Below are 19,525 nucleotides of genomic sequence, written 5' to 3' on the forward strand. Positions count from 1 at the left end.
CCTACCTTCATCTTTCACGCAGCACCGCATTCCAAAGGGCACCTACCTGAACATCAATTACCCCTCTTCATGCGTTCGTGGCACACCGACATCACTTACATCGCGACCGGGGAAGGCTGGCTGTACCTCGCAACGGTCATCGACTGCTGCACGAAGGAAGTCATCGGCTATGCCATGGACGACCACTACCAAACCCCACTGATATCCAGGGCGATCCGCAACGCGGCACGCAATAGGAACCTTTCGGCCGGAGCAATATTTCACTCCGACCGCGGAAGTAACTACATGTCAGCCGAGTTCGGGAAGACGCTCGACCGGTTCGGGCTCCGCAGATCTTCCGGCCGTACCGGGATCTGTTTCGACAATGCCATGGCCGAGTCGTTCTTCGGCGCACTGAAGAACGAGCGCGTATCAAGGGTGACTTACCTGACCCGTGAGGCCGCCCGGCAGGACATCACTCGCTACATCGAATTCTGGTACAATCGCAAACGCCTTCATTCGGCGCTGGGTTACCGCCCTCCACGCGAAGTCCACGCCGAGCACGAGAAGTTGCGAATCGCCGCGTGAAATATACGGTCAGACACACGTCCGGAAAACGCGAGGCCCCTCAGTCGCAGGTCGCCCGTCCGTCCCACCAAAGCGTGCCAGCGAGCGGACCTGTGATCACCAGGAGCGTGGCGAATCCACAGCCGTGCTCCTCCGCGACGACAGATCCTGCCGTCTTCCGCTCGTCGAAGTCCCAGTACTCGGTGTTCCAGGCATTCATGGGCTCCGCGAACGCGTCCCCGTCGGGATAGTCCTCAGCCCGGGGCAGGCGCCGATAGAACTCGTCGTCGGCATCCTCATAGGAGTCCGGGTGCGGGAAGGGCAGAGGCAGCAGGTCACGTCGCCTCGTGCTGTTGCCTGCCCACCACCAACCGTTCTCCGTCTTCTCAAGCTGTGCAACAGCCCCGCCCGAACTCACCTGTAGCAAGTAGCGGCGATACTCGCCGGGGAAGGCAACTCCGAGATCGACTTCGGCTTCGACCACGTCGGCCTCGGTCAGTCGAGGTGGCACAGCGAGACGGTTCATGGAGCCCGAGGCTAGACGATGGCCTTTGACGCCGCAGCTGAGTTCCCCCTGCGTCTCAAGCCCCGAGGGTGGGGAATTACACCGACACGACCCCTGGGGAATATGGCCGTCGTTCACACCCCTGGAGTCCTCGGACTCCCACGCTCAGAACGTCTCGGCCTCGGTAAGAGTCTGTGAACGCGCCTTGGTGATCCAAGTCAAGCCGCGCTCGCAGACCTTTGCCCTGATGCCTGTGTGATGCGAGGTGATGGGCATGTTGCGTCCACAGGCCGGGCTGGCGGATCCGTCGGCACCGTCGTACGGCCGGACGGCGGAAGTCGGCGCTCCGCCTTCCGCGGGATGCCGGATCGCGCGAGACTGCACCATGGCATTCCTGGGACGGCCGTCGCCGCCTCCGCCGCGGGGACCGGCCGCTACCCTCAGCGGGCACGGCAGAGCGGTGAACGCGGTGGCGTTCAGCCCGGACGGACGGCTGCTGGCGTCCGGAAGCAGTGACAGGACCGTGGTCCTCTGGGACGTCACGGATGCATCTCACCCGGCCCGGGCCGCCGGTCTCACCAGCCATCACAGGGCGGTGAACGCGGTGGCGTTCAGCCCGGACGGACGGCTGCTGGCCTCCGGAAGCACCGACTGGAGCGCGATCCTCTGGGACGTCACGGACCTGGCGAACCCGACCCGGTCGGCGGTCCTTGTCCATGAACGCCCCAACTGGTTGTTTCGCGACGGCCGGCGGCAAGGTGGTGTCCACGCGGTGAGTTTCAGCCCGGACGGACGGCTCGTCGCCTGCGCCAGCGACCGCACCGTGTTCGTCTGGGATGTCTCCGACCCGGCACGGCCGAGCCGGTGCGCCCGTGTCACCCACCATCGGCATGTCTGGCAGTCAGGTCCCGTCATATCGGTGATGTTCAGTCCGGACGGACGGTTACTGGCCTCGGGTTCCGACGGCGACAAGAACACCGGGGTCCTGTGGGATGTCAGCGAGCCGGCGCATCCGGTCCGAACCGCCGTCGTACGACCACAGGCCCGCGATTGGTCCAAGGTGTTGTCCGCGGGCGGGGCGCCGACCGTCCATTCGGTGGGATTCAGTCATGACGGGCGGCTATTGGCCGCCGGTAGCGGGGATCTGGGCGTTGTCTCCGGCACTTCCGGGTCGTGGCGGCAAGGAGCCGTCACGGTGTGGGACGTCACCGACCCGGCACATCCCGTGAGGACGGGCACAGGCACCCTCCCCCTGGCCAGTCTTGGGGACACGGGGCAGATGTATGCGGTGGCGTTCAGTCCGGACGGACGGCTGCTGGCCTCCGGATGCGAGAACGCGGCCGTGACCCTGTGGGATGTCGCCGACCCCACGCACCTGACCCCGGCCGCCCATCTCACCGGCCACCGCAAGGCCGTGCGGGGTCTGGCGTTCAGCCCGGACGGACGGATGCTCGCCGGCTGCGGCGTCGACACAACGGTGAGGCTGTGGGAAACGAGGTGACGGTGCGCGCCGTTTCCCGTGCTTCGAGCGCTGGCACAGGACCTCTGGCCCGGCCGGCACTCTGTCGAGGGTTCATGGCCACGATCCACACTCCGGCGGACACCCAAGGAAGCCGGCCGGACAAAGTGTCACGTGCGTGCTTCTGGGGTCTGCGAGCGCTGCTTGGTGATCCATGTCAAGCCCTGCTCACAGACCTTTCCCGCGAGGTAGCGGAGCCTGTGTACAGGGTTTCGTGGTGTCTGTCCCATTGCGGCGGGTACACCGTATCGGGGTGCGTGCGGTGTTCGGCCACGTCAGTACCAGCGGACTTGGCCGACTGCTCCATGGCCCGTGCGGGCGGAGGGGGAGAAGCCGGCTGTGCGGAATGTGGAGTAGTTCGAGTGGAAGATGTGCCACCACTCGTCTCCGTGCGGACCCGAGTGGGGGAGCCCGCCATCACGGGACAGCAGGATCCGTTCGTTCGGCCAGGCCAGGGTGACGACTTCCAGGGTCCAGCCGTCTTCGGTGGTGGTGTGCAGCCCGCCGCCGAAGATGCTCGGACCGCCCGACCGGAGGCGTCTCCTTCATCCACTTCATCACGGAACCATGATCCACGCCCCGACAGGCCTGCCCCGAAGGCCACCTCGGTCCACCGTGGCCTTCAGTTTGATGGCGCTCTTTGAAAACGGCCACCCCATACTCAGGGTGCCCCCACATGCTCAGTGGATCTCCCCGCCCAAGCCCCTTCGGACTTGCATCCGATACTTAGGTACAGGTTTACCGTCGGAGGTGTCCCCGCCCTCGGGGACGTGACGACGGGAGTGAGTGCGATGAGCAATCTGGCGTGGGTGCCGCAGTCCTGCACGCTGCCCACCGAGGAGCGACCCCTACGGGTCGCGGAGTGGGACGCCCTGTTCTCCGAGCGGCTGACCTCGTCGTCGAGGCCCGAGCCGCTGCGGCTGCGTCTCGACCTGGCCGGCGGAGCGGGCGTCGAGGAGCGGGTGAGAGACCTGGTGGCGCGGGAGAGCGGCTGCTGCTCGTTCTTCACCTTCACTACCACCCCCGGCGAGGACCTGATCCGCCTGGACATCGCGGTGGACCCGGCGCACGAGACGGTCCTGGACGCCATCGCCGCACGGACCGCCAGGATGCAGGTGTGAGCGCGGGCCTGCGCAGCGGGCAGGTCGCCGACGCGGCCGGAGTGAACGTCCAGACGCTGCGCTACTACGAGCGGCGCGGCCTGCTGGCCGAGCCGGAACGCAGCAACGGCGGCCACCGCCTCTACGGCGAGGACGCGGTGACCGCGCTGCGGGTGATCAAGGCCGCCCAACGGCTCGGGTTCACGCTGGAGGAGGTCGCTGAGCTGCTGGAGGCCGGCCGCCACCGGCACGGCCGTCCCGTCGCCGGGCTCCAGGAGCGGGCCGCGGCCAAGCTCGCCGAGGTCGACGCGAAGATCGCCGACCTGACCACCATCCGCACCACACTGGCCGCGGCTGTCGAAGCCGGGTGCGACGACCTGACCGTCTGTGCCGGAAGTGCGTGTTGCCCCATCCCCTTCACCGACCTCGCCGAGGAGAACCGCCATGCCGGACCCTGCTGTTGACCCCCGTCCCCAGCGAACCCCGAAGGCGCTCGGGGGTCTGGCCGCCCTGGCGTGTGTGGCGTGCTGCGCGCTGCCCGTCCTGATCACGGCAGGCGTCGTCGGGGCCGGCGCCGGGGCGATGGTGGGCTGGCTGCCTGCCGTCGCCGTCGTCCTGGCAGTGCTCGCCGCCGGAACCTGGTGGCTCGGCCAGCGCCGCCACGCCTGCTCGTGCCCGCCGAAGGCCCCTGGTGAGAACGGTTGCGGCTGCCAGGGGTCCGGGCACCCGCTGAAGATCACGGGTGCGGGCCGCCGCTAGGGTCCGACGGTATGGCTGTCGCTCGTTCCGTTGCCCTGTTCGTCGTCGCCGCCTTCTTCGAGATCGGTGGCGCCTGGCTGGTCTGGCAGGGCATCCGCGAGCACAAGGGCTGGATCTGGATCGGCGCCGACGTCATCACGCTGGGCCTGCACGGGGTGGTGGCCACCTTCCAGTCCGACGACAACTTCGGCCGCATCCTCGCCGCGTACGGCGGGATCTTCGTCGCTGGGTCAATCGCCTGGCCATGGTCGCCGACGGCTACCGTCCGGACCGCTACGACGTCATCGGCGCCCTCGTCTGCCTCGCCGGCATGGCCGTGATCATGTACGCGCCCCGCAGCCACTGACGCGCGCACGCCCTGGACTCCCGACGGCATGGGCCGCGCTCGTTGCAACTCCCCACTCTGCTGAACTCCGGACCGAGTAGGGCGACGAGCAGCCCTGGCCGTTTTCAGGAATCCGCATCACTGACCCGCACCCGGCAACTTTCCCAACCACGCCGACAGCATGGATGAGGTCTGTGAACGCGGCTTGGCGATCCATGTCAAGCCGCGTTCACAGACCTTTTCTCCGACTCGCCGAACGCGCCTTCGCCATACGGCGCTCACGTGATTCGTCAGCCCAGCAGGTCGAGGACCTCCAAGTAGTCGTCATAGGTCTCGCCGCACTGCTGGGCGAGACCGGCGCTGGGCAGATAGGCGACCTGCAAAAGGGCGAACCGCCCTGCCTGAGCGGCCTCTTGGACACCAGCACTCACCATGGTCCCCCTACTCGTGGGTAGGCTCAGTGGTCATGACACGTGTTGCGGTGGTGGGCATGGGCGCGGTGGGCTCGGTGGTGGCCGCGGGCTTGGCCTCGACGGGGCGTATGGAGGTGACTGCCTGCGTGCGCTCGCCGCTGGGCGGCCTGCGGATCACGCGGCCCGACGGGGCGGTAGAGGACATATTGATTCCGGAGATTCTTGACCCTGCTCAGATGTCTGCAGTCGAGTGGGTGGTGCTGGCGACCAAGGCTCATCAGACGGCTGGGGCCGCGCCCTGGCTGGAACGGCTGTGCAATGCGGACACCCGTGTCGCGGTGCTGCAGAACGGTGTCGAGCACCTGGAGCGCGTCGCGCCGCTGACGAACGCGGCTCGGGTCCTTCCGGTGGTGGTGGAGATCGCGGCCGAATCGCCGCAACGCGGCCACATCCGGCTGTTCGAACGCCCGAGGGTCGTGGTACCCGAGGGCGACGACGGCGCGAATTTTGCGGCCCTGTGCCAAGACAGCGGCATCACCGTGACCCTGACCGAAGACTTCGTGACCGCAGCTTGGGCGAAGCTGTGCCTGAATGCGGCCAACGGCGCCATTACCGCCCTGACGATGCGCCGTATGCCGGTCTTCGCCAATCCCCGCATCGCCCGCCTGGGCCACGCGTTGGTGGAAGAGGCACGACAGGTCGCCACCGCGTCGGGCGCGAACCTTCCCGATGACCTGGCCGACCAGGTCATCGCTCGGCTGCGGACGATGCCGGCCGAGTCTGGCAGCAGTATGCTGTGGGACCGCCTGGCAGGCCGACCGCTGGAATACGACGCGCGCAACGGCGCAGTGGTGCGCATGGGTGCCCGTCTAGGCATCCCCACCCCGCACAACGAGACCGCAACCGCGCTGCTGGAAGCCGTCAGTGAAGCCGGGGATGTGACGTAGCGTCCGCTGCATGGTGACGTTTCCAGGCGCGGCCGCGGTAGCCGAGGCCAGGGTCGCCCATGAGGTGGGGTGCCTCGCTCGCCGAGGTCGTCGGCATGGCCGCAGTCATTCCAGCCTCACCCGACCGGCACCCCGTGCCTTACCAGTCCCAACGAGTTCGTGTTACGAGCTCGGGGATCGGGACTTCATGCTGGGCGGCAAGTGCTACGCGGGCGGTCTGGAGGAACTCGTTCAGGATCTCGGCATCGACGTGGAGTTGATCCACTTGAGGTCCCGGTGATGTTGGGTGGATGAAGTCTGTGAACGCCACTTGACGACCCATGTCAAGCCGCGTTCACAGACTTTTTGGCCGTGACCGTCACGAAGACCGGGGGACGCTGCAGTCTGCGCATCGAGCGGGACGCGGACTGCTTCTGCCGCTGACCGTCAATAGTGGCGTGCGCTGTTCAAACCAGGGTCGTTAGGGTGCTCCATCATGGGCACGGACATCTATGGCGGGATCGAGTTTCGGCATCCTTACGCTGGCACCGATGACTACGACGGCGAGTCATGGGTGACTGCCATGGATCTGTGGCCGCTGTACGACGAGACCGACTACAGGGCGTTCGGTCTTCTCTTCGGAGTGCGCAACTACGCCGGCTTTCCGCCGCTTGCGCCCGGCCGTGGTGTTCCCGATGACCTGTCGAGCGGTATGCGCTCAGCGTTGGGCTCCTGGGTCGCCCGGGGGGAGATGGATAGCGCGAGCTGGGTCAGTTGGGGGGAACTTGCTTCCATCGATCTCGCCGCGACCCGGCCTGAGAGCTTCGTCGGCCGAGTGACCTGGCGCACGAAGTCGCTGCCGTCGACGCTGCACCGTCAGCTCGTATCCCATCAGTGGCCGTCGGAGGTCCTGTCCGCGGTAGGCGTGCCACCCGTGGACTCGCGCAGCACGTCGGAACGTGTCGAGTGGACCACCGGCGATTTGGACTGCGCTTACGAACCACTGACCGCGGGAGCTGTCTTGGGTTCGGAGACTCACTGGCCGCACGTGTTCGCTGTGATGAAGGCACTGGCCGGCCGCTTTGGTGACGACGGTGTTCGCCTGGTCGTGGCATTCGACTGACAGCGCAGAACCGGGAGCTGTTACCTCACCGAGGACAGCAGCGAGTTCACAAGGAGAGCCTCCACCCGCTCGATACGAGAGGTTCATGAGCTGTCCCCTCGTCAGGTTGGTGCCGCGCCCATCCTCGTCGCTTGTCGGCAGGCGGTCGACGCCTCTGATCAGTGACGGACCCACTCTTGCCCCCTGGCAAACCGCCTGTTGAGGTCTGCGAACGCGGCATGATGCTCCACGTCATCCTGTCCCTCTTCCATGCACTAGGAACCACTGCCATCCACCGGAGACAGCCTCAGCGCGGTCCGCTCACGGGAAGACGTTGCGTGGGACGAATCCAGGCCGGGCCGGTCATCGCGGCAAGGACGCCTTGGGCAGCCGCAGGGGGCTGTGTTCGCGGAGGTGTTGCGCACGCCATGGCCGGGCATCAAGGGTCCACCGCTTTGCGGTTCGCCGTTCCTCGGGCGGCGCGCGGTAGCCCGTTCGCCGTGTGGTGTTCGCTCGCCGTTTCCCGGTGGCGGGCGAGGCCGCGGCGCGTTGCCCTCGAACGGCTCCTTCCAGCCGGGGTGGACGGGTCAACGGCCCGTACAGGCTTGGCCCGAGGACTTTCGGACACGGTGGGTTCGGCGGCTTTCTCGATCTTGTGGACCCCGAGGCGGCGTATTGGCGGGGGTGCGATGAGCCGCGCGTGCCCGCGCATCGCAGTCGACCCAAGGGAGTCGGGGCTCGTCGACACCCTGTGCGGCACGCTCCGGGTGCGGCCCATGCTGACCAGGGGCGCAGGCCGAAATCGGCCGAAGTACCCGGACGCCCTTTCCTGCTGGTTTAGACCAATGCTAGATGTGGTGGCGCACCGAGTCCACACGGCTACGTTTTGTCACCACGCAGGAGGCGCGGACATGGCCCGCACCACCCATCCGTCCGACCACGAACCGCTCTACGCGCGGATCGCCACACAACTGCTCGGCGAGCTGAGCGACGGGACCATCCCGCCCGGCGAACGCCTGCCGGGAGAACGCGAGTTGGCCACCCGGTTCGGCGTCAGCCGGGAGACCGTACGACAGGCGTTGCAGATGCTGCGCCGCGACGGCCAGGTCTCCACCGACCGGCGGGGCAGCCATGCGACGCTGTCCGGCACCGGCGCCGAGCACGTCCCGTCGCTCGACTTCCCCGTCGGCGCGCACACCGGCGAACCCGACGGGTGCCGTCGGACCACCGTGACCTGGGAGGCTCCCCCACCGGAACACGCCCAGGCCCTCGGACTCGCCCCGCTGCGGGCGACGTTGGTACACCGCTACGAGTCGGCCGCCGCCGACGGCAGCGGGTTGCGCTCGGCCGTGACGTCCTTCTCCGCGATCGCGGTGACCGAGGTCGAGGAGCTCGCCCGCTACCGCGACCGCGCGGACGGCCACGCCTCGGCGCAGTTGTCACGGGCCTACGACTGGATGCGCAAGGCGGGTCTGACCCTGCATCACCGGGACGCGATCACCCGGCTCCCGCAGTCGGTGCGGGTCACCCGGCGCGTGCACGACCAGTACGACCGACCACTGGAGATCACCGACCTGACCGTCGACGCCCAACAGGACGCCCTGGTCTATGAGTTCACGCTCCCGGCGGCCAAGTGAGCTCCCGGGGACGGTGAACACCGGCCGTCGACGCCGATCTGCTCGAGTTCATCCGCCCGCCTGACCGGCGACGGGCGACGGGCGACGGGCTCCGCGGACGTCGATCCTACGCCCGCCCCTCTCGGCGCATCCGGCGAGCGGGCGTGGACCGGCGTCCGCCCAAGTCCGGGGGGTCCCGGGCCCGGCCGTCATACGACGCCGGCGGACCTTCCCTAGGTGTCCTCGCGCGTGGCCACGACCATCCGGGCCCGCGGGCTGCCGTCCCGTCGGCGGCCGAACTCGGTCAGCGCGTGAAGCTCCGTCCGGAATCCGGCCCGCGCCAGCTCCCGCTCGACGTCGTTGAGCCGGAACTCGCGGTAGTACATGACGAAGGTCGGACGCCGGACGGCGTTGCGCACCCGCATCACCGTGTCGAAGCCCAGCAGGGCCCAGTACCAGGGCGAGCTGGGTCGGGGCGGAGCCATTACGGGGAACGCGAAACGTCCGCCGGGGCGCAGGGCGGCGTGGACCCCGGCGAACAGGCCGGGCAGCTCGCGCGGCAGGAAGTGCCCAAAGGCACCGAAGCTCACGACCAGGTCGAACGCGGGCCCGAAGGGGAGGGCGCGGGCATCTCCACGCACCCAGGCGACCGACGGTGTCCCCTCGTCGGGCCCTGCCACCGGGCAGGATGACCCGCCGTCGCGCCCCGCCGCCGAGGATGGTGACCCGTCGTCGCCCGTCTTGGCCGGGCATGGTGACCCGTCGTCGCATGTCTCAGCCGAGGACAGTGACCCACCGTCACGCGCCCCGGCCGAGGACAGTGACCCGCCATCGCACGTCCCCGCCGGGCATGGTGACCCGTCGTCGCATGTCCCAGCCGAGGACAGTGACCCACCGTCACGCGCCCCGGCCGAGGACAGTGACCCGCCATCGCACGTCCCCGCCGGGCATGGTGACCCGTCGTCGCATGTCCCAGCCGAGGACAGTGACCCACCGTCACGCGCCCCGGCCGAGGACAGTGACCCGCCATCCCCCGTCCCCGCCGAGGACGATGACCCGTCGCCTCGCGTCCCCGCCGACGACGACGAGCCGCCTGCGCCGAGCCGCGAGCGTCCGACCGTCAGCATGCCGGTGCTGATGTCGACGCCGGTGACGCTCTCCCGGCACAGCTCCCGCAGGACCTCCATGCCCGCGCCGGTGCCGCAGCAGAGGTCGAGTCCCGCGGCGAACGGTCCCATCGGCGCGAGGGCACGCCCCACCGCTTCGAGGATCGCGTCCGGGGTCCGGAACGGCGTGTGGTCGAACTTGGGCGCGAGCAGGTCGTAGCCGTGTTCGATCGACGAGAGCGCCTGCACGGCCAGTTCGCGGAGGGTGGGACCTTGCGGGGTGAACATCTCGCCGAGCTTAGGGGCTGTTGTCCGGATCGGGTCGCAGGGTACGGACGGTACGGAGAGTGAGGAGCGTGAGGAGGGCGCCTGCTCGGCTGGGGTGGTCCCGTGTCCCCGGCGTGAGTCGAACGACCGCCGAACGGCAGCCCGTGGGGGCAGCGAATGCCGGGTGCGCTGATCTATCGTCCCGGACATGACCTCGTTCCGCCCCGCCCCCGCCTGGCTGGCCGACGCCGTCTTCTACCAGATCTACCCGCAGTCGTTCGCCGACTCGAACGGCGACGGCATCGGCGACTTCGACGGAATCGCCGGGCACCTCGGCCACCTCGCGTGGCTGGGCGTCAACACCGTGTGGCTCAACCCGTGTTTCGTGTCCCCGTTCGGCGACGCCGGATACGATGTCGCCGACTACCTGGACGTCGCGCCCCGTTACGGCTCGTCCGACGACCTCGCCCGCCTCGTCGAGGAGGCGGGCCGACGCGGCATCCGTGTACTCCTCGACCTCGTGGCCGGTCACACCTCCGACCAACACCCCTGGTTCCGGGCCGCGATGGACGATCCGGCCGACGACCGGTACATCTGGACGCCCGAGGGCTCGCCGGACGGGTTCGTCCCCTCCCCCGGGACGCGCCCGGGGTCGTACCTGCCGAACTTCTTCGCGTTCCAGCCCGCCCTCAACTTCGGTTACGGGCGCGCCCATCCGGCCGAGCCCTGGCGCCGGCCGGTCGACGCGGAGGGCCCGCGCGCCAACCGTGCCGCGCTGCGCACGGTCATGGACCACTGGCTGGGCCTCGGACTGTCCGGCTTCCGCGTGGACATGGCCGCCTCGCTCGTGAAGGACGACCCCGGCAAGAAGGAAACAGCCGCGATCTGGACGGAGTTGCGCCACTGGCTGGACCGCGCGCATCCGGACGCCGTGCTGCTCTCGGAGTGGGGCGAACCCGAGGTGTCCGTCCCCGCGGGGTTCCACGCGGACTTCTTCCTCCAGTTCGGCGGCCCCACCGACGGGCTCGCCCTGCGCTCGCTCTGGAGCAACGGCGAGGGCACCGTCAACGAGGCCTGGGACCCGCTCGACTGCTTCTTCGACGCCGAGGGCCGCGGTTCCCCGCGCCCCTTCCTGGAAGCCTGGCGCAGTGCGGCCGCCGCGCTCGGCGAGGACGGGTTCGTCGCGCTCCCGACCGCCAACCACGACTTCTCCCGCCTCAACTGCGGTCCCCGCACGGCCGGTCAACTGCCCGCCGCCTTCGCCTTCCAGCTGACCTGGCCGACCCTTCCGGCGATCTACTACGGCGACGAGATCGGCATGCGCTACGTTCCGGGACTGCCCGAGAAGGAGGGCAGCGTGCTGGGACCGCGCTACAACCGCGCGGGTTCCCGCACACCGATGCAGTGGGACGCCGGCCCCAACGCAGGTTTCTCCACCGCCCCCGCCGACCGCCTCTACCTTCCCCTCGACCCGTCCCCGGACCGCCCGACGGTCGCCGCCCAACTGGCCGACGATACCTCGCTCCTGCATCTCGTACGACGCCTCGTCGCCCTGCGCACCAGCACCCCGGAACTGGGGCCGGGCGGCTCCGTGGAGGTGGTGCACGCCGGGTATCCGTTCGTGTACGTGCGGGGCCGCCGGTATCTCGTCGTGATCAATCCCCGCCGGGAGCGGGCCAGTTGCCGGTACGAAGGCGGCCTCGACGCTCACCCCCTGGAAGCCGACGGCATCCGCATCGACGCCGACACCGTGCACACCGAGGGATTCGGTTACGGCGTCTTCGAGCTCGTCGGGCGGCGGGCGGGACACTGAGCACGCCTACCCGGCACGACGACGAGCCCCCGGAGCAGCGTCGCCGCGCCCCCAGCCCGATCGCCGCGAAGCGCGCCGCCAGCCGCTTCGGCGCCGCGGTGCGTGCACTGCCGTTCATGTCTTCCCCCCCTCGCTTGTCCGCCATCGACCGTCCGTGCACGTGCACCCTTCACCGGCAAGGCAGTTGCCGTGTCACACGGCACCGATCTCGGCTTTCCCATGATCAGTTGCCCCCCACCTGCAACCCTGCCGAGGCCGTCGGCGCCCCCTCGTCTACCGCTTCCCTGCCTGCCCGCCGGCTGACTGCCGGGCGGGTGGGCCGGGGCCTTCATCGCGTAGGCGAGGAAGGCGAGGTCGGCAGTGGTCCGGGAACCGGTCCGGTGACCCGCTCCGGTGCTTTCGGCCGGGGCGGTGGTGGTACGCGGCATCGGCCGGCCGGCCTGTCGCCGCCGCCTTCGATAACGGTGAGCAGCCGTCGTAGCCGGACTGCAGGTGGCTGAGAAGCCTCTCCAGATGGGCTGTCAGGTTCTTGTGACGCCGTAGTTCACGGATCCGCTCGATAGGCAGCTCGCGCCAGTTGCTGCCGAGAGCGCCGGCGTCCGCCCGATCTGCACGGCACTCGACGATCTTCGCTCCAGGCCGTAGGCATACCGAGACCGACGACCGTTTACTTGCGGGAACGCCTGTCGATCTGGGCGAGCTCATCCTCAGCGCCGGCGAGGCCGGCGTGTAGTCCTTCGGCTTCGCCGGGCAGCAATAAGGTCGACCGAATGGCCCATTTACCGGTTGTTGGTGAACTGCGGGTCCTTCTCCTGGTTGTAGATCTCCTCACCTGATGCGTTGTAGGCATGGACGTAGGGACTCGGGCCCGCATAGTGCGAGCCGGGGTTGTCGACGGAGAGAGCCGCCGCGTAGACGAACGCGCCGCCTGCCATGACCGCCGGGTACTGCTTCGGATTATCGCCGTAGCTGATGGCGATCTTGGCAATGTTGGATGTGTAATGCCCGGCGCCCAACATGAGATATCGCCCCTTGCCGGCGGCCTCGCGAATGGAGTCGAAATACTCGATCGTACGACCGGTGCCCCACAGGCGATTGTTGATGAACGTGGGCGGGGAATCCTGACTGTTGCCCTTGTCGCCCTTTGACTGGCATTGCGCGTACTGATCGGCGGAGTTGACAGCGATGACCACACCGTCCCCGTCCCGCGAGGCGATGGGAGCGCGGGCCGCGACCACCGCGTGGTAACTCGAGGCATCCGAGCCCAGGCAGGAGGCCAGGATCTTGGCGACGGTCCCCGCGTCGATCGGGCTCGTCGTCCCGCTGGTGATGGCGAACGCGTCCGGGGTGGAAGTCGTGCGAGTCGATGACGGCGCCGACCCGGCTCCGGCCGATGTGGAGCCACGCGTTGTGATCGGACTCGGTGGTGCGGCGACGCTCGTCGGGTTTCCGGCAGGATTGGCAAGAAGCGGCTTGGCATCCCCTACCCCGCTGAAGACGGCCACGGCCGCGACGCTCACCGCCGCGACGCCGGTGGCAACACCCAGCGGCACTCCCCACCTGCGTCGCAGCGAAGCACGGTTGTCCTCTGGATCGATCTTCATCAGTAGCTCCTCTCGGGTCCGCCGGTGGTTCGGCAGATCACGATCGGAAGGAGCCGCGGGAATGCCCGGCATGTCATTCATCGTGCGACCTCTTCCGCGTTGACGGGACTCCTCGAACTGAATGACGCCGGAACCGAGGATCTGCCGACGAGGTCGACCCCCAGCCTCCGCCGCGCCCGGTGCAGTCTGGACTTCACGGTTCCGACCGCCACCTCCAGCGTTGCCGCAGCCGCCTGCTGATCCAGGCCCGACCACACGCAGAGCTCGACGACCTCGCGTTCGTGGCGCGGCAGCCGAGCCAGCGCCCGGTGGATCTCCGACATACGACGCTCGTCGTCGACCAGGACGGCGACGCGGTCCGCGTGGTCGCCCACCGACTCGTCGTGCGAGACGAGCCGGCGCAGCAACGCCTCGGCCCGCCTCAGCCGCCGCCTGGTGTTCGACAGCAGGCGGTCGGCGATGCCCAGCAACCACGGCAGGGCCGAGTCGCGGTCCAGCAGCGTCTCCGATCGCCGACGCCAGGCATGCAGGAACACGGTCGACGTGAGGTCTTCGGCCTCGGACCAGTCGGCCGTCCGCCGGAACAGGTGGTTGTAGACGGTCTTCCCGTGACGGTCGAAGATCCGACCGAACGCCTCCCGGTCGCCGTCGACGGCCCTCGCCCACAGTTCTCGATCAGATATCCCTCCGACCGGTACGGCGGGACCAGCGTCATTCAGTTCCATGCCCTATACGTGTCCGGCAACCGGCCGAAGGTTCCCGCTGAACCAGATCCGCTTTGACGGACTCGGATCCAACCGGCCAGAGCGACGGTGCCGGTTGGAGGCAGACGGCGCTGCCCCTGCTGCCGGAGAAGTGGTCGCCCGAACAGATCGCCGGGCACCCGCGTCTGCGTCACGGGGACGACCCGCGGACGCAGATCACCCACGAGACGATCTACCGGACGATCCACACCACCCGCTGACAGGTGGTCCCCCGCGAACTGTGCAGGCGCGTTCGAACTGGCCGCCCGATCCGGAAGAACAAGCGCAACACGGTGAAAGGCCAGTGGCGTTCACAGATCACCGACGCCCGACCGATCGAGAAGCTGCTCCGGCAGTATCTGCCCAAAGGAACAAACCTGTCGACGTTCAGCCAGGACGAGCTTGACACCATCGCGACGAAGCTCAACAACCGGCCGCGCGAGTGCCCGGGATTTCGCACATCAGCCGAGAGTGTCGCCTTGACCGGTCGAATCCAAATCAACACCTGCCGCCTCACCGGCAACACCCTGAAGGGAGCCGTCACTCGTCTCTGTCACTCAACATCCGGCATTACAACGCCACTTGCTCTAATGAAGACTGAGTCACTACAGTCGCCACCCGAACCTTTGCTCGCTTGTTCACTCGCTGGGGTGACAGCAAAGGATCACCGCTCGTCGGCGTATTCGGCAGGCGGCCGAAAGAAGAAGGAGCTCGCTTTCGTGGCGTCCCACCGTCGACCCAAGCAGCCGAGCCGTGCCCGTGTGACCGTGCTCACCACAGCCGCCGCTGCCGCCGTTGCCCTCAGTGCCAACGTCGCCAATGCCGCGCCGTCCGAGAAGCCCGACAAGGACGAGGTCAAGACCAGGGTCGACAAGCTCTACCAGGAGGCCGAGCAGGCCACGGAGAAGCTCGACGGCGCCCAGGAGAAGCAGAAGGAACTGCAGAAGGAGATCAACTCCCTGCAGGACAACGTCGCCCGCGGCCAGGACGCGCTCAATCAGCTCCGCGACGGCCTCGGCTCGATGGCCAGTGCCCAGTACCGCACCGGCGGCATCGACCCCTCCGTGGCGCTCTTCCTCTCCTCGAACCCGGACGACTTCCTGGACAAGGCCTCGGCCATGGACCAGCTGACCGCTCAGCAGGCCGAGTCGCTCAAGAAGGTCCAGGAGAAGCAGCGTTCGCTCGCCCAGCAGCGCTCCGAGGCCTCCGCGAAGCTCAAGGACCTCGCCGACACCCGGACCAAACTCGCGAGCAAGAAGAAGGAAGTCCAGAGCAAGCTGGGCGCGGCGCAGAAGCTCCTGAACACGCTGACGGCGCAGGAGAAGGCGGCGCTGGCCACCCAGGACCAGCAGCGGGCCACCCGCGCCGACGAGCGGGTCGACCTCGGCACCACAAGGCCGCCTCGGGACGCGCCGCCGCCGCGTTCGCCGCCGCCCAGAGCGTGATCGGATCACCGTACGCGTACGCCCACTCCGGCCCCAGCACCTTCGACTGCTCAGGCCTCACCTCCTGGGCCTACGCCCAGGCCGACGTGACCATTCCGCGCACCTCGCAGGCCCAGGCCAACGCGGGCACCCGCATCTACTCGCAGAGTGATCTACAGGTCGGCGACCTGGTCATCTTCTACGGCGACCAGCACCACGTCGGCCTCTACGCCGGCAACGGCCAAGTGCTGCACGCCCCGCACACCGGCGCGTTCGTCCGCAACGAGTCGATGGCCGACATGCCCTTCCAGTTCGGCGTCCGGATCTGATCCGTGCCTCGGTCCGGGGCTGCGGTGCGGTCTTGGTTCACGGGGTTTCACCGTCCTTCCGGACCCAGATTGGACCCAGAGAAGCCACATCGGGAGGCTGTCCCGGCTTCAGCCGGGCGGGCTTCCGGCTGAAGCGCCGGGCACGAAAGCACCTCCAACGCAGAGCCCTTGCGGAGCAGGGAAGCCCTACGCCTCCAGGGGTGGGACCGTGGCTGCCCGCACAGCGCCCCGGCGCGCGAGCTGTAGCTGTTCATTCACCTCCGCTCGAGCGGAGGTGATCCGCAGCTCAACGCGGTGAACGCGAGTCTGGGGAAGTGCTCTCCGCGCGAGCGGAGGTGATCCGGCAAACCCGTTGCAGCCAGTCAGGGACGCTAGATGATCAATTCCAAGGGGTCAGCGACCGCACGGGGTGAGCGAGCGGAGTGTCTGGCCTCTGGACTGGAGCCAGTTGCCTCGAGGAGGGGCGCCAGGCTTCCGATGTGGTTGACGACTGCCTGTAGTTGGAGGCTCGGAGAGATCGTCACCACCGTCGGTTCACTGTGGCCTTACTACCGGTCACCAGACTTGCTGGCGGAACGTCATCGGTCACGACTGCGCCGGCGGCGATCACGGCATCACGGCCAATGCTGACGCCCGGCAGGATCGTGGCACCGGCACCGATCCACACGTTCTCCGCCACGTCGATGGGTGCGCCGGTGAGGTACAGCCGCCTCTCCTCGGGATCGACTGGGTGGCCGCTGGTGATGAACGTGACCTTCGGGCCGACCATCACGCGCTCGCCAAGGCGGATGCCGGCGTAGTCCAGGAACGTGCAGTTCTGGTTGATGAACACGCGCTCGGCGAGGTCGAGATGGAGGCCGTGGTCCGTGTAAAAGGGCGGATAGATCGTGACTCTCGGTGGCAGTGGCTTGCCGAGGATCCGTTCGAACAGTTCCGCCTTGCCCGCTTCGTCCTCGAAAGGCAGGACGTTCAGGCGGGAAGTGAGCTCGGTGACCCGCAGGACCCTCTCGGCCATGGCCTGGAACTCGGCGCTGTGGATGCGCATGAGACGGTCGCTGGACATGCCACGATCCTTTCTGGTGTACCGGTGACTGGATAAGGCTCACTGGATGAACAACTTCCAGGGGGGCCGGCGGAGACGAGAACGAGAGCGTCCAAGATCGTTTTTTGACGAACAACCTGGACACCCTCGCGATCGCACTCTATGTGAAGACCGACGACCTGCTGAAGGCGTCTCCGCGCCTCGCGCCCTGGCGGCCGGCCGTGGGGATCGCCCCGCAGTTCACCGACGCCGAACTCGTCACGCCGGCGATGATGCAGGCCATGCCCGGCTTCACCTCCGAGGCCCGGTGGCTCCGCCACGCCCATTCCCACCTGCGGCATCTCTTCACGTACCTGCCCCAGCAACCCGGCTGCAACAAGAGCCTTCGCAAGGCCGCCGGGCTGCTCCGCCGGGTCACCCGGCTGCCGGCCACAGATACCTCCGCGTGGAGCGACGAAGTGTGGATCGTGGACTCCACACCGGTGGAATGCGGCCGCTCACGCGAGACCGTCAAACGCTCCGACCTGGCTGGATGCGCCGAGTACGGGTATTGCGCCAGTCGCAGCCGCTTCTTCTGGGGCATGCGTCTGCACCTGGTGTGCACCCTCCAGGGCCTGCCCGTCGCGTTCGCCCTGACCGGGGCCAAGGCCGACGAACGCGAGACCCTGCTGGACCTGCTCGCCGCCGAACCGGGCCTGACCTCCACCCGCCCTGGACAGACGATGATTGGCGACAAGAACTACTACGGCCGCGCCTTCGAAGACGAGCTCGCCAAACGGGACATCCGGCTGCTGCGGCCGGCCCGCAAACGCGAGCCAGAACGGCCCGGCGCCCCGCTGTTCAAACCATTGCGGCAGGTCATCGAGTCGGTCAACGAGACCTTCAAGGGCCAACTCGACCTCGAACAGCACCGAGGCCGCGCACCAGGCGGTGTGATCGCCCGCGTCATGCAGCGCATCCTCGCGCTGACCGCCGCGATCTGGCACGACGACCACACCGGACAGCCCGTCCTACGCTCACTGACCGCCTACGACCACTGACTTGGAATCGATCATCTAGCGGATCTGGTCGGCCGCCCACGCGGCCCACTTGCGGCGCATTGTGTTGAAGCGGAGGCCGTACTCCAGGGCGATCTTGCCGTTCACCGACAGTGGGTCGTCGCCCCAGTCGATGGAGTCGGCCAGCCGACGCAAGGCCTCGTGCTCCTGCTCCGACAGCTCCATGAGTTCGGTGAGGTAGCCGCGCGCCTGGTCGGGTGTGATCACGTTGAGGAAGAAGACCCGCAGCAGGATGTCGCTGCGGGTGTGGCGTTGGGGCTTGATCTCCGTCAGCCAGTGGCGCAGTTCCGCCAGGCCCTCGTCGGTGAGGGTGTACTCCTTACGGCCACGCGGGCCCTGGGTCGAGACGCTGATCAGGCCGTTGTCGGCGAGCTTGGACAGCTCCGTGTACATCTGGCTCTGCGTGGCGGGCCAGGCGTTGGCCAAAGAGGTCTCGAAGCGCTTCAGCAGGTCGTAGCCGCTGGCGGGGCGCTCTGACAGGAGCCCGAGGAGGGCGTGTCGAAGGCTCATGCCATCAGTTTACCTTCCACTCTTGACACGTCGATGGTGGAACTTCTAGTTTCGACATGTCAAAACAGGAACGTCAGCAACCCGGGGGTCTTCGATGTCGTACGTACGCGCCTTCCTTCCATGGATCGTCTTCGCACTGGTCCCGTCCGCCCAGTGGCAGTGGGGGGCGCTCGCCGGTCTGCTGGTGGCGGTGGCGGTGATTGCCCAGCAGCGGCGGACGGGAGTCGGGCTCGAGGCGCTGATCATGGAAACCGGCTCGGCCGTCTTCTTCGCGGTCCTGGCAGGCGTCGCCTTCGCGGACCCCCATTCGGTCGCACACGCCTACTCGGCGGCGCTCTCCTCGGCGACCCTGGCCCTCATCGCCGGGGCCTCACTGTTCGCGGGCAAGCCGTTCACGCTGGGCATCGCCAAGCGCACCACCCCACCCGAAGTCTGGAGCCTCAAGCCCTTCGTCCGGGTCAACGTGGTCATCACCACCGTATGGACCGCCGCCTTCGCCGTCACGGCCGGCGCCCTCGCGGCCCTCGCCCACACCGGCCAGGGCCACTCCACGACGGCGACACTTGTCCAGGCCGCCGGATTCGTCGTCCCCGTCCTGTTCACCGTGCGCTACGTCGCCGCCGCCCAGGCCAAGGTCAGGGGCTAGCCGATACCGGACACTCGGCGCCGGACGCTCCTCGGGCGAGCGCGCCCCGGTCTGCGGCACGGTCTGCGGCGCGATCGGAGCGGATGGCGCTCTGCCGGCGGGGCCCCGGGAAGTGCGAGCCCCTCCGAAGGGCCGCCTGACGGAATGACCCTGATCCACAGTTACCGCTCTT

18 protein-coding genes and 6 pseudogenes are annotated in these 19,525 nt (G+C 68.0%); 15 read left to right on the forward strand and 9 right to left on the reverse strand.

Annotated elements, in window-relative coordinates:
* Positions 1-567, forward strand: a 567-nt coding sequence (locus ACFYR3_RS36490; RefSeq protein WP_389286276.1) for an IS3 family transposase, incomplete at its 5' end; no start/stop codon positions are given.
* A gap of 40 nt (positions 568-607) precedes the next feature.
* Here ACFYR3_RS36490 and ACFYR3_RS36495 read toward each other — a convergent pair.
* Positions 608-1,072, reverse strand: a complete 465-nt coding sequence (locus tag ACFYR3_RS36495) for an SMI1/KNR4 family protein (protein ID WP_389286278.1) — start codon at positions 1,070-1,072, stop codon at positions 608-610.
* Positions 1,073-1,436: 364 nt separating this feature from the next.
* On the opposite strand from ACFYR3_RS36495, the gene ACFYR3_RS36500 reads away from it, so the two are divergent.
* Positions 1,437-2,552 (forward strand): WD40 repeat domain-containing protein, encoded by a 1,116-nt coding sequence (locus tag ACFYR3_RS36500; RefSeq protein ID WP_389286280.1) that lies wholly within the window; start codon positions 1,437-1,439, stop codon positions 2,550-2,552.
* Positions 2,553-2,845: 293 nt separating this feature from the next.
* Here ACFYR3_RS36500 and ACFYR3_RS36505 read toward each other — a convergent pair.
* Positions 2,846-3,085, reverse strand: a pseudogene (locus ACFYR3_RS36505) (hypothetical protein); the annotation flags it as partial.
* Positions 3,086-3,361: 276 nt separating this feature from the next.
* Here ACFYR3_RS36505 and ACFYR3_RS36510 point away from each other — a divergent pair.
* The 4 genes and pseudogenes from ACFYR3_RS36510 (at position 3,362) to ACFYR3_RS36525 (ending at position 4,775) form a co-directional block, all read left to right on the forward strand.
* Positions 3,362-3,691 carry a hypothetical protein gene (locus ACFYR3_RS36510; RefSeq protein WP_389286282.1) on the forward strand — a complete coding sequence of 110 codons (330 nt, stop codon included), beginning with the start codon at positions 3,362-3,364 and terminating at the stop codon, positions 3,689-3,691.
* A complete protein-coding gene (locus ACFYR3_RS36515; RefSeq protein ID WP_389286284.1) occupies positions 3,688-4,134 on the forward strand; it encodes a MerR family transcriptional regulator in 447 nt (148 codons plus the stop codon). The genes ACFYR3_RS36510 and ACFYR3_RS36515 overlap by 4 nt, the downstream gene beginning before the upstream one ends.
* Positions 4,115-4,429, forward strand: a complete 315-nt coding sequence (locus ACFYR3_RS36520; protein WP_389286286.1) for a hypothetical protein — start codon at positions 4,115-4,117, stop codon at positions 4,427-4,429. Before ACFYR3_RS36515 ends, ACFYR3_RS36520 begins: the two co-directional genes overlap by 20 nt.
* Before the next feature lie 11 nt (positions 4,430-4,440).
* Positions 4,441-4,775, forward strand: a pseudogene (locus ACFYR3_RS36525) (YnfA family protein).
* A gap of 269 nt (positions 4,776-5,044) precedes the next feature.
* Here the strand turns inward: ACFYR3_RS36525 and ACFYR3_RS36530 are convergent.
* Positions 5,045-5,188: a hypothetical protein gene (locus ACFYR3_RS36530; RefSeq protein ID WP_389286288.1), complete on the reverse strand. Its 144-nt coding sequence runs from the start codon at positions 5,186-5,188 to the stop codon at positions 5,045-5,047.
* A gap of 32 nt (positions 5,189-5,220) precedes the next feature.
* Between ACFYR3_RS36530 and ACFYR3_RS36535 the strand changes: the two genes are divergently transcribed.
* The 3 genes from ACFYR3_RS36535 to ACFYR3_RS36545 all read left to right on the forward strand — a co-directional run bounded on the left by ACFYR3_RS36535 (position 5,221) and on the right by ACFYR3_RS36545 (position 8,832).
* Positions 5,221-6,114, forward strand: coding sequence for a 2-dehydropantoate 2-reductase (locus tag ACFYR3_RS36535; RefSeq protein WP_389286289.1), 894 nt, complete (start codon positions 5,221-5,223; stop codon positions 6,112-6,114).
* Between the two features lie 475 nt (positions 6,115-6,589).
* Positions 6,590-7,216, forward strand: a complete 627-nt coding sequence (locus tag ACFYR3_RS36540) for a hypothetical protein (RefSeq protein ID WP_389286291.1) — start codon at positions 6,590-6,592, stop codon at positions 7,214-7,216.
* Positions 7,217-8,106: 890 nt separating this feature from the next.
* Positions 8,107-8,832 (forward strand): GntR family transcriptional regulator, encoded by a 726-nt coding sequence (locus tag ACFYR3_RS36545; RefSeq protein ID WP_389286293.1) that lies wholly within the window; start codon positions 8,107-8,109, stop codon positions 8,830-8,832.
* 212 nt (positions 8,833-9,044) lie between these two features.
* Here ACFYR3_RS36545 and ACFYR3_RS36550 read toward each other — a convergent pair.
* Positions 9,045-9,467 (reverse strand): annotated as a pseudogene (locus ACFYR3_RS36550) (class I SAM-dependent methyltransferase); the annotation flags it as partial.
* Positions 9,468-9,962: 495 nt separating this feature from the next.
* Positions 9,963-10,394: pseudogene (locus ACFYR3_RS36555) on the reverse strand (hypothetical protein); the annotation flags it as partial.
* Here ACFYR3_RS36555 and ACFYR3_RS36560 point away from each other — a divergent pair.
* Positions 10,393-11,997, forward strand: a complete 1,605-nt coding sequence (locus ACFYR3_RS36560) for an alpha-amylase family glycosyl hydrolase (RefSeq protein ID WP_389286295.1) — start codon at positions 10,393-10,395, stop codon at positions 11,995-11,997. The pseudogene ACFYR3_RS36555 and the gene ACFYR3_RS36560 sit on opposite strands and share 2 nt — an antisense overlap.
* Positions 11,998-12,776: 779 nt before the next feature.
* Here ACFYR3_RS36560 and ACFYR3_RS36565 read toward each other — a convergent pair.
* Together ACFYR3_RS36565 and ACFYR3_RS36570 are read right to left on the reverse strand one after the other, a co-directional pair.
* Complete coding sequence (locus ACFYR3_RS36565) at positions 12,777-13,601, reverse strand: hypothetical protein (protein WP_389286297.1); 825 nt, start codon at positions 13,599-13,601, stop codon at positions 12,777-12,779.
* Positions 13,602-13,678: 77 nt separating this feature from the next.
* A complete protein-coding gene (locus ACFYR3_RS36570) occupies positions 13,679-14,326 on the reverse strand; it encodes an RNA polymerase sigma factor (protein ID WP_389286299.1) in 648 nt (215 codons plus the stop codon).
* 53 nt (positions 14,327-14,379) lie between these two features.
* On the opposite strand from ACFYR3_RS36570, the gene ACFYR3_RS36575 reads away from it, so the two are divergent.
* The 3 genes and pseudogenes from ACFYR3_RS36575 to ACFYR3_RS36585 all read left to right on the forward strand — a co-directional run bounded on the left by ACFYR3_RS36575 (position 14,380) and on the right by ACFYR3_RS36585 (position 16,097).
* Positions 14,380-14,565 (forward strand): hypothetical protein, encoded by a 186-nt coding sequence (locus ACFYR3_RS36575; protein WP_356785055.1) that lies wholly within the window; start codon positions 14,380-14,382, stop codon positions 14,563-14,565.
* Between the two features lie 123 nt (positions 14,566-14,688).
* Positions 14,689-14,823: pseudogene (locus ACFYR3_RS36580) on the forward strand (IS30 family transposase); the annotation flags it as partial.
* 240 nt (positions 14,824-15,063) lie between these two features.
* Positions 15,064-16,097: pseudogene (locus ACFYR3_RS36585) on the forward strand (NlpC/P60 family protein).
* 520 nt (positions 16,098-16,617) lie between these two features.
* Here ACFYR3_RS36585 and ACFYR3_RS36590 read toward each other — a convergent pair.
* Entirely contained in the window at positions 16,618-17,160 is a 543-nt protein-coding gene (locus ACFYR3_RS36590) for a sugar O-acetyltransferase (RefSeq protein WP_356785051.1), read from the reverse strand.
* A 104-nt stretch (positions 17,161-17,264) separates the two neighbouring features.
* Here ACFYR3_RS36590 and ACFYR3_RS36595 point away from each other — a divergent pair, with 104 nt between their 5' ends.
* The gene (locus tag ACFYR3_RS36595; protein WP_355858156.1) at positions 17,265-18,179 is read left to right on the forward strand and encodes an IS982 family transposase; all 915 of its coding nucleotides are present in this window, start codon (positions 17,265-17,267) and stop codon (positions 18,177-18,179) included.
* A gap of 15 nt (positions 18,180-18,194) precedes the next feature.
* On the opposite strand, the gene ACFYR3_RS36600 is transcribed toward ACFYR3_RS36595, so the two are convergent.
* A complete protein-coding gene (locus tag ACFYR3_RS36600; protein WP_355858153.1) occupies positions 18,195-18,707 on the reverse strand; it encodes a PadR family transcriptional regulator in 513 nt (170 codons plus the stop codon).
* A 94-nt stretch (positions 18,708-18,801) separates the two neighbouring features.
* Here ACFYR3_RS36600 and ACFYR3_RS36605 point away from each other — a divergent pair, with 94 nt between their 5' ends.
* Positions 18,802-19,353, forward strand: a complete 552-nt coding sequence (locus tag ACFYR3_RS36605) for a hypothetical protein (RefSeq protein ID WP_355858150.1) — start codon at positions 18,802-18,804, stop codon at positions 19,351-19,353.
* The last annotated feature ends 172 nt before the right edge of the window (positions 19,354-19,525 follow it).

Origin of the sequence: Streptomyces sp. NPDC005784, assembly GCF_042871525.1 — a bacterium.
Taxonomy (GTDB): Bacteria; Actinomycetota; Actinomycetes; order Streptomycetales; family Streptomycetaceae; genus Streptomyces.